Origin of the sequence: Oerskovia sp. NPDC056781, from assembly GCF_042789955.1 — a bacterium.
Taxonomy (GTDB): domain Bacteria; phylum Actinomycetota; class Actinomycetes; order Actinomycetales; family Cellulomonadaceae; genus Oerskovia; species Oerskovia rustica.
On the sequence record NZ_JBHUAD010000182.1, the window covers coordinates 1 to 8,249 of the forward strand.

General features: G+C 71.6%; 8 protein-coding genes. 6 read left to right on the top strand and 2 right to left on the bottom strand.

From position 1 onward, the window contains the following. Nucleotides 1-44 precede the first annotated feature (44 nt). Nucleotides 45-3,239 (bottom strand): efflux RND transporter permease subunit, encoded by a 3,195-nt coding sequence (locus tag ACFRCR_RS14280; RefSeq protein ID WP_377678424.1) that lies wholly within the window; start codon nt 3,237-3,239, stop codon nt 45-47. A gap of 157 nt (nt 3,240-3,396) precedes the next feature. Between ACFRCR_RS14280 and ACFRCR_RS14285 the strand changes: the two genes are divergently transcribed. After that, on the top strand, nt 3,397-3,915 hold the full coding sequence (locus ACFRCR_RS14285) for a MarR family winged helix-turn-helix transcriptional regulator (protein ID WP_377678425.1): 519 nt from the start codon (nt 3,397-3,399) through the stop codon (nt 3,913-3,915). Nucleotides 3,916-3,979: 64 nt separating this feature from the next. Here ACFRCR_RS14285 and ACFRCR_RS14290 read toward each other — a convergent pair whose 3' ends face one another. Next, complete coding sequence (locus ACFRCR_RS14290; protein ID WP_377678426.1) at nt 3,980-5,215, bottom strand: MFS transporter; 1,236 nt, start codon at nt 5,213-5,215, stop codon at nt 3,980-3,982. Between the two features lie 259 nt (nt 5,216-5,474). On the opposite strand from ACFRCR_RS14290, the gene ACFRCR_RS14295 reads away from it, so the two are divergent. From ACFRCR_RS14295 to ACFRCR_RS14315, 5 genes are all read left to right on the top strand, one after another. Continuing rightward, a complete protein-coding gene (locus ACFRCR_RS14295; RefSeq protein ID WP_377678427.1) occupies nt 5,475-5,948 on the top strand; it encodes a MarR family winged helix-turn-helix transcriptional regulator in 474 nt (157 codons plus the stop codon). A gap of 87 nt (nt 5,949-6,035) precedes the next feature. After that, nucleotides 6,036-6,659, top strand: coding sequence for an ArsR/SmtB family transcription factor (locus ACFRCR_RS14300; protein WP_377678428.1), 624 nt, complete (start codon nt 6,036-6,038; stop codon nt 6,657-6,659). Beyond that, entirely contained in the window at nt 6,656-6,883 is a 228-nt protein-coding gene (locus ACFRCR_RS14305) for a hypothetical protein (protein WP_377678430.1), read from the top strand. The genes ACFRCR_RS14300 and ACFRCR_RS14305 overlap by 4 nt, the downstream gene beginning before the upstream one ends. Nucleotides 6,884-7,001: 118 nt before the next feature. Further along, nucleotides 7,002-7,637 (top strand): ClpP family protease, encoded by a 636-nt coding sequence (locus tag ACFRCR_RS14310; protein WP_377678431.1) that lies wholly within the window; start codon nt 7,002-7,004, stop codon nt 7,635-7,637. After that, nucleotides 7,637-8,242 (top strand): ClpP family protease, encoded by a 606-nt coding sequence (locus tag ACFRCR_RS14315; protein WP_377678433.1) that lies wholly within the window; start codon nt 7,637-7,639, stop codon nt 8,240-8,242. Before ACFRCR_RS14310 ends, ACFRCR_RS14315 begins: the two co-directional genes overlap by 1 nt. The last annotated feature ends 7 nt before the right edge of the window (nt 8,243-8,249 follow it).

Below are 8,249 nucleotides of genomic sequence, written 5' to 3' on the forward strand. Positions count from 1 at the left end.
GTTCGAGGAACGGGCGGGCCTCTCACGTCCCGGAGCGGGTCGGGTCAGCCGCGCGCGGCAGGCTCCGCCGGCTCCTCCGCAGCGTGCCGGCCCACGAGCTCGGCCGCCTTCGCCTCGTGCTTCGCCTCGCGCCGGGCCGCCCGCTTCTCCCCCGCACGCTCGGCGAGCGTGTAGAGCACGGGCACCACGACGAGCGTGAGCAGCGTCGAGGACAGGAGACCGCCGATGACGACGAGCGCGAGCGGCTGCGAGATGAACGAGCCGCCGCCCGTGATCCCGATCGCCATGGGCGTCAGCGCGAAGATCGTCGCCGCGGCCGTCATGACGATGGGCCGCAGTCGCTTGCGCGAGCCCTCCATCACGGCCTCGTCCAGCCCGCGGCCCTGCGCGCGGTACTGGTTGATGAGGTCGATCAGGACGATCGCGTTCGAGACCACGATCCCGACGAGCATGAGCATGCCGATCAGGGCAGGCACCCCGAGCGGCGTGCCGGTCGCGAGCAGCAGGAGCAGCGCGCCCGTCGCGGCGAACGGGATCGACACGAGCAGGATGAACGGCTGCAGGAGGCTGCGGAACGTCGCGACCATGACGAGGTAGACGATCGCGATCGCGACCAGGAGCGCGAGGCCCAGGTCGGCGAACGCGTCGGCCTGCTGGGTCGCGACGCCGCCGAGCTCGACGGTCGCGCCGCCCGGCAGCTCGAGGTCGTCGATCGCGGCCGTGAGCGCGGTCGTGAGCGTGCCGAGGTCCTGGCCCGCGGGCGTGACCGCGATGGTCGCGCTGCGTTCGCCGTTGACCCGCGAGATCGAGGTGGGCACGTCGACCTCCTCGATGCTCGCGATCTGCGTGAGCGGGACGACGCCCGCGGCCGTGGGCACGACGAGCGCCTGGAGCTCGTCGACCGTGGCGGGAGCCTGCCCGACGGCGACGCGCACCTGCACGGGCCCGTCACCGAGGTTCACGGTGCCCACGGGCGAGGGCGACATGAGGCTCGCGACGGTCCCCGCGACCTGGGTCTCGGTGAGTCCGACGGCGGCTGCCGCGTCCCGGTCGACCGTCACCTGGATCGTGGACTGGGCGCTCGCGAGGTTGTTGGTGACCTCAGACGCACCCTCGGTGTCCTCGGCGACCTGCTGGACCTGGTCGGCCGCGGCGGCGAGCGTCTCGGTGTCGGGGGCACGGACGACGAGGTCGACCGTCGAGCTGCCGAACGCGGCGTCGGCCCCGGCGACCGTGATGCCCTCGGAGTCCTCGCCGCCGAGGTCTGCGACCGCGTCCCGGACCTGCTGCTGCGCCGCCACGCCGTCGGCGTCCGCGTCGAGCGTAAGCGAGAACGTGGCCTGGGGCGACCCGCCGCCACCGAAGAACGCGGCCTCGGGACCGCCCGCCGAGCCCACGGTCGTCTGGACCGTGTCGACCACGTCGAGGCCCAGGAGCGTCTCCTCGACCTCGCGGGCCGCGGTGTCCTGCGTCGCGAGCGACGTGCCGGGGGCGAAGGTCTCGGTGACCGTCAGGGTGTCCTGGCCCGAGTCGCCCAGGAAGTTGGTCTCGAGGCGCGGCACGAGCGCGACCGTGCCCGCGAGGACCGCGACCGCGATGGTCAGGGTGATCGCGGGGTGGCGCAGCGCGGCGCGCAGCGTCGGCAGGTAGCCCCGCTGCCACAGCCCGCGACGCTCCTTGGCCTCGGCGACCTCGCGCGCCTGGTCCGCGAGGACCTTGGCCTGCTCGGGGTCGGCCGGGACGACGGGCGCCTTGATGAACCAGTAGGCCAGCACGGGCACGATCGTCAGGGCGACGAACAGCGACGCGGCCATGGCGATCGCGACGGTCATGGCGAACGGGCGGAACAGCTCGCCGACCATGCCGCCCACGAGCGCGATGGGCAGGAAGACCGCGACGGTGCAGACCGTCGAGGCCGTGATCGCGCCGCCGACCTCCTTGACCGCCTTGAGGATCGCGGCAGTCTTCTGCTCGCCGTAGGACAGGTGCCGCTTGATGTTCTCGATGACGACGATCGAGTCGTCGACCACGCGCCCGATCGCGACCGTCATGGCACCGAGCGTGAGGATGTTCAGGGTGTAGCCGGTCGCGTTCATGACGATGAACGTCACGAACAGCGAGAGCGGGATCGAGACGGCCGAGACGAGGGTCGAGCGCAGCGACGTGAGGAACAGCAGGATCACGACGACCGCGAAGACCAGGCCGAGCAGGCCCTCGGTCGCGAGGCCCTCGATGGACTCCTCGATGAACGGCGCCTGGTCGAACACGACCTCGACGCGTACGTCCTTGGCCTCGAGAGCGCCGTTCATGTCCTCGATCGCGCTCTGGACGGCGTGCGAGACCTCGACCGTGTTGCCCGCCGGGGTCTTGGTGATCGCGACCGCGAGCGCGGGCTCGCCGTCGAGACGCGAGTAGGAGGTCGCGGGCTGCGGGGCCACGGTGACCGTGGCGACGTCGCCGAGGGTCACGGGTGCCGCACCGGGCGCGGCCGCGGACGGCGCGGCGACGAGCGGGAGGTTGATCAGGTCGTCGGTGCTCGTGACGGCCGTGCCCACCTGGACGGACAGCGTGCGGTCGCCCGCGGCGACCGTGCCGGCGGGGATCACGACACCGTTGTCCTGGAGGATCGTGGTGACCTGGGCAGGGCTGAGCCCGGCCGCGGCGAGGGCCGCGACGTCGAGGTCGATCGTGACCTGCTGGTCGGCGATGCCGCTGACCGCGACGCTGCGCACGTCGGCGACCTCTTCGAGTGCGGGCACGACGACGCTGTTGACGGTGTCCGCGAGCGCGGTCTCGTCGGCGCCGCCCGAGACCGCGAGCTGGACGACGGGGAGGTCGTCGACCGAACCGGTCACGACGGTCGGGTCGACGTCGGCGGGCAGCTGGCTGCTCACGCGCGTGACCGCCGTCTGGAGCTGCTGCGCCGCGAGGTCCATTTCGGTGCCGTACGTGAACTGGACGGTCGTCACGGACATGCCGGTCGACGAGCTCGACGTGACGTCCTCGACGCCGTCGACCCCGCGCGCGGCGGTCTCGAGCGGTGCGGTGACCTGCTGCTCGACGATCGCGGGGGCGGATCCGGGGTACACGGCGACGACGGCAGCGGTGGGGATCTGCAGGCTCGGGATGAGCTCCTGCTTGAGCGATCCCATGCTGACGATGCCGAACACGGCTATCGCGATCGTGGCGAGCGCGACGACGGCGCGGTTCGCCAACGACGTTCGGGCGAGACGGAACACGGGGCCTCCAGGGCACGGTGGATGGTCACGACGTCGTCGTCGCAGAGTCGTTAGCCTAACGCTAAGCAAAACGGGAGAGTTCCCGCGTCTCGCGGACCGGTCGGGCCTCCCGCGGCCCCTCGACCGCCGCCGAGGACCCCTCCGATAGAGTCTCGCCGTGACATCGGACCCCCCTGGCGATCGCGCCCGGCTCCAGCGCGAGCTGATCGACGCTCAGCACGCTCTCCAGGAGCTCGTGCTCGCACGGCGCCTCGAACCGCTCATGCGCACCCGCCTGACCGCGCAGCAGATGCGCGCCCTGGGGATCCTGCTCATCGACGGCGAGCGCAGCACGGCCCACCTGGGTGACGTCCTGGGCGTCAGCCCCGCCACGATCTCCGGGATCGTCGACCGCTTGGAGGCCGCGGGCATGGCCTCCCGGCGCCCCGACCCGGAGGACGGGCGGGTCCGGCTCGTCGCCGCGACCGAGCGCGGGGCGGAGGCCGTGCGCAGCATCGTCGCGAGCGACGCACCGGCCGGACCCGAGACGCTCGAACGCCTCACGCTCGACGAGCTCGAAGGACTCCGGCTCGGGCTCGCGGGGCTGCTGCGCGTCGTGCGCGAGAGCGGCGACGAGGTCGAGGGCAGCACGAGCACCGAGGGCGGCCCGGCCGCAGGGGCCCCGGGCGAGGCCTAGGCGGGAGGCGAGCGTCGCCGTCGGGCCTGCGCACACCTGCCCGACGACGCCGCTCACCGCCCGCTCAGATCTCGCCCAACGCCTCCTCGGGCGTCCCCTCGACCGCCCGGGCCCGGCGGTTCCAGCGCGACCACAGGACCGACTCCCCCAGCTCGCCCGCCATCCGGTGCGCCGTCGCGAGGAACGCGACCACCCCGACGAGCAGCACTCCCGCACCGACCCAGTACGGGACCGTGAGGCCGACCGGGTGGAGCAGACCCGCGATCACGGGGGCCGGAGCCGCGAAGCCCCACCGGACCAGGTTGAAGGCGCCCGTCGTCACGCGACGGTCCGGGCTGCCGAGCGCGAGCGAGAGGTCCGTGAGGTTCGCGTTGGCGATGCCCATGAACACTCCCGCGACGACCAGGACGACGATCGAGCCGGCCGTGCCGAGGTCGAGCGCGAGCGCGACCGTGGCGAGGAGCACCCCGACGACCGCGATCCCCATGGTCTGGACCGCGCCGACCGTGTGCGCGAGCTTGTGCCCCACGACCAGGATGCCGAACGCGAGACCGATGCCCCATGCCGTGAAGACGAGTCCGAGCGGGATGACGTCGAGCCCCAGGAACACCGGGGTGTAGCCCAGGATGATGAAGAACACGAAGTTGTACGCCGCGGTCACGATGCACAGCGCCCGGAAGCCCGGCTTGCGGAAGAGCGCGAAGACCTGGCCCACGTGGAGCGGGACGGGCTTCTCGGCCGGGTCCCTGAGACGCGTGATCGACAGCGCGAGCGCCACGATCATGAACAGGCCGCACGCGAGGAACGGGATACGCCACGAGAACTGTCCCAGCAGGCCTCCGATGAGCGGGCCGACCGCGAAGCCCAGGCCCACGCACGTCTCGAACAGTCCCACGACCCACTCACGGTCGTTGGCGAGCGAGACGAGCAGGACCATCGCGGTCGCGAAGAACATCGCGTTGCCCAGCCCCCACAGGCCACGCAGCGCTGCGAGCTGCCCGATGTTCTGCGAGAGCGCCGCGAGGATCGCCGCGACCGCGACCAGGCTCACGCCCGCGCCGAGGACCTTCTTGTAGCCGAATCTCCCCGTCGCGAGGACGGCAGGGATCATGCCGATCGCCATGACCGCGATGTACGCCGTGAACAGGAGCTCGATCTGCCAGGTGCTTGCGCCGATCTCCTGGCCGATGACCGGCAGGATCGGGTCGACCACGGCGATGCCTGCGATGGCGAAGAAGGCGGTGAGGGCGGTCGCGTAGATCGCGGTCTTGTTGGGCTCGTTCCTGGTGGTTCTGGACACACGTCCCCCGGGTCTCGTAGGTCTTGATGGGTACTGATCGGTACTGATCGGTACTGATGGGTCTTGATGGGCGCTGCTGGGCGCTCGTGCGCGGGCCGCTGCCGGCGGGCCACCGGGCCCTGCAGGCCGGGTCGAAATTTACCTGCATCATGCAGGCACCTCTCTGTAGAATACACCTATGACAGTTGCTCGGGGTAACAGTTCTACGGATCGACCGGCGGAGGGACCGGACGGCGGGCCTGACCCTGCCGCGCGAGAGGTGCTGTCGGCCATCGAGCTCGAGCTCGCCCAGCTCCTGCGTCGGGCCGAGCGCACCACGGCCGCCGGGCGAGCCCAGTCCGTCCGCGCGGGCGGCCCCTCGACCGGCACGCTCGACCGCTCGGCCTACCTCCTGCTCCACGACCTCCTCGTCAACGGCGCCGAGAACGTCAACACCCTCGCCGACCACCTGGGCCTCGACGCCTCGACCGTGACCCGGCAGGTCCTCGCCCTGGAGAAGGCCGGGCACGCTCGTCGCACGCGCGACCCTGCCGACGGGCGCGCCGTCCTGGTCGAGGCGACGCCACGAGGGCTCGAGGACCTCGCCCACCATCGCGAGATGCGCAGCGAGCTCTACGCCGAGGTCCTGGCCGGCTGGTCCCGGCTCGACCGCGCCCTGCTGGGCGAGCTGCTCGAACGGCTCAACGACGACCTGGACGCGTACAAGCGCAGAGGGCACGGCGCGGCGGACTGAGGCGCTTCCCAGACCGGGCGCCGCTTCCAAAGAACTTGTTGCAAAGAAACTCTTGCAAAGATCCCTTTGCATCGCTACGGTGATGTCATGCCCACGAACCACGACCCCGAGCAGGCGCCCGACCCCCGCACCCAGCGGGCCGTCGGACCCGCCGCCCTCAAGGCGCTCTCGCACCCGCTGCGGATCCAGATCCTCGATCTGCTGGGTCACCACAGCGCCCTGACCGCGAGCGGTCTCGCCGAGCTGCTCGGCGAGACGAGCGGCGCCACGAGCTATCACCTGCGCCAGCTCGAGCGCCACGGGTTCGTCCAGGAGGTCCCGGGTCGCGGCACCGCGCGCGAGCGCTGGTGGGAGAGGACTCCTGGCGGGTTCACGATCGAGCTTCCCGACGACGAGGCCGGGGACGGGACCCTCACCGCGACGGTCACCGTCAACCGCGAGTTCGAGGCCATGCGCCAGCGCAAGATCATGGACTTCCTCGATGGCGCCCGCTCCCTCGACCACGCCTGGCTCGAGTCCGGCGCGACGCTCGCCACGATCAACATGTGGCTCACCAAGGAACAGCTCGCGGAGGTGCAGGCCGAGTGGCAGCGCTTCAGCGAGACGGTCCTCGACCGGTTCGCCGGCCAGCAGGACACCCCCGGGGCCCGCCCCGTCCAGGTCCACTTCAACGCGTTCCCCCTGATCAACGGCAAGGAGAACCCCTCATGAGCACCTACGCCCCGACCCGTTCGGACCTCCGTTCACCGTCGCTGCGCGCCCTGCGCCCGAGCGACCGGTTGCTCGTCGCCGCCGGCGCCCGGCTCACGACGTGGGGTGAGCACCGCGCCGCGTCGCACGCGCTGCGGACCGCCCGTCGTGCCGGGCTCGACGCCGCCGCCGAGGACCGCGCCAGCCTCGCCGCCCGTCTGCACTCGGGCCGCCCGATCGCCTGACCTGCTTCCACGGCCCGTCGCCGCGCCCGACCACGGTGGAGCAGCCCTCTGCCCTCGGCAGATCCGCCCCGGGCAGATACCGGTGCCCCGCCCCCCTCACCGGGGGCAAGGTCGAGGCATGACGAACCAGCCACCACTCCTGCGGTCCGAGGCGGCACCGCCGTCCACGTCCCCGTTCGACGACCAGCTCGCGTCCCGCCTGCTGCACCAGCGCATCGTCGTCCTCGGCACGGCCGTCGACGACGCCGTCGCGAACCGCGTGTGCGCGCAGCTCCTCCTGCTCTCGGCGGAGGACCCGCGCGCCGACATCGCGCTCTACATCAACTCCCCCGGCGGCTCGGTGAGCGCCGGTCTCGCGATCTACGACACGATCCGCCTCGTCCCCAACGACGTCAGCACGCTCGCGATGGGCTTCGCCGCGAGCATGGGGCAGTTCCTGCTCTGCACGGGCACCGCCGGCAAGCGGTACTCGCTCCCCCACGCACGCATCATGATGCACCAGCCGTCAGCGGGGATCGGTGGCACCGCGGTCGACATCGCGATCCAGGCCGAGAACCTCGAGTACACCAAGGGCCTCATGCACCGGCTCACGGCCGAGCACACGGGCCAGACCACCGAGACCGTGACCGCGGACAGCGACCGCGACCGCTGGTTCACGGCCGAGCAGGCCCTCGCCTACGGCATGGTCGACCACATCGTCACGTCGGTCGACGACGTCCGCCCCACCACCGTCTCCCGGAAGGTCGGCCTCTGATGTCCAGCTACACGATCCCCACCGTCGTCGAGCGCACCCCGCTCGGCGAGCGCGCGTTCGACGTCTTCAGCCGCCTCCTCTCGGAGCGCATCGTCTTCCTCGGCACCGAGATCGACGACGGGGTCGCGAACGTCGTCATGGCCCAGCTCCTGCACCTCGAGTCGGACGCCCCCGACCAGGAGATCGGTCTCTACATCAACTCCCCCGGCGGCTCGATCACCGCGCTCATGGCCATCTACGACACGCTCCAGTTCATCCGCTGCGACGTCTCGACGATCTGCATGGGGCAGGCCGCGTCTGCCGCCGCGGTGCTGCTCGCCGCTGGCACGCCCGGCAGGCGCTTCGTGCTCGAGCACTCGCGCGTCCTGCTGCACCAGCCGTCGGGCGGTGCCGAGGGCACCATCTCCGACCTGACGCTCCAGGCCCAGGAGATCCTGCGCCTGCGCGAGGAGACCGAGCTCGTCCTCGCCCGGCACACGGGCCAGACCGTCGAGCGGCTGCGCGCCGACACCGACCGCGACCGCATCTTCACGGCGCACCAGGCCGTGGAGTACGGGCTCGCCGACGCGGTCGTGACCTCCCGCAAGCTGGCCGTGGCCGCATAGGTGAGCC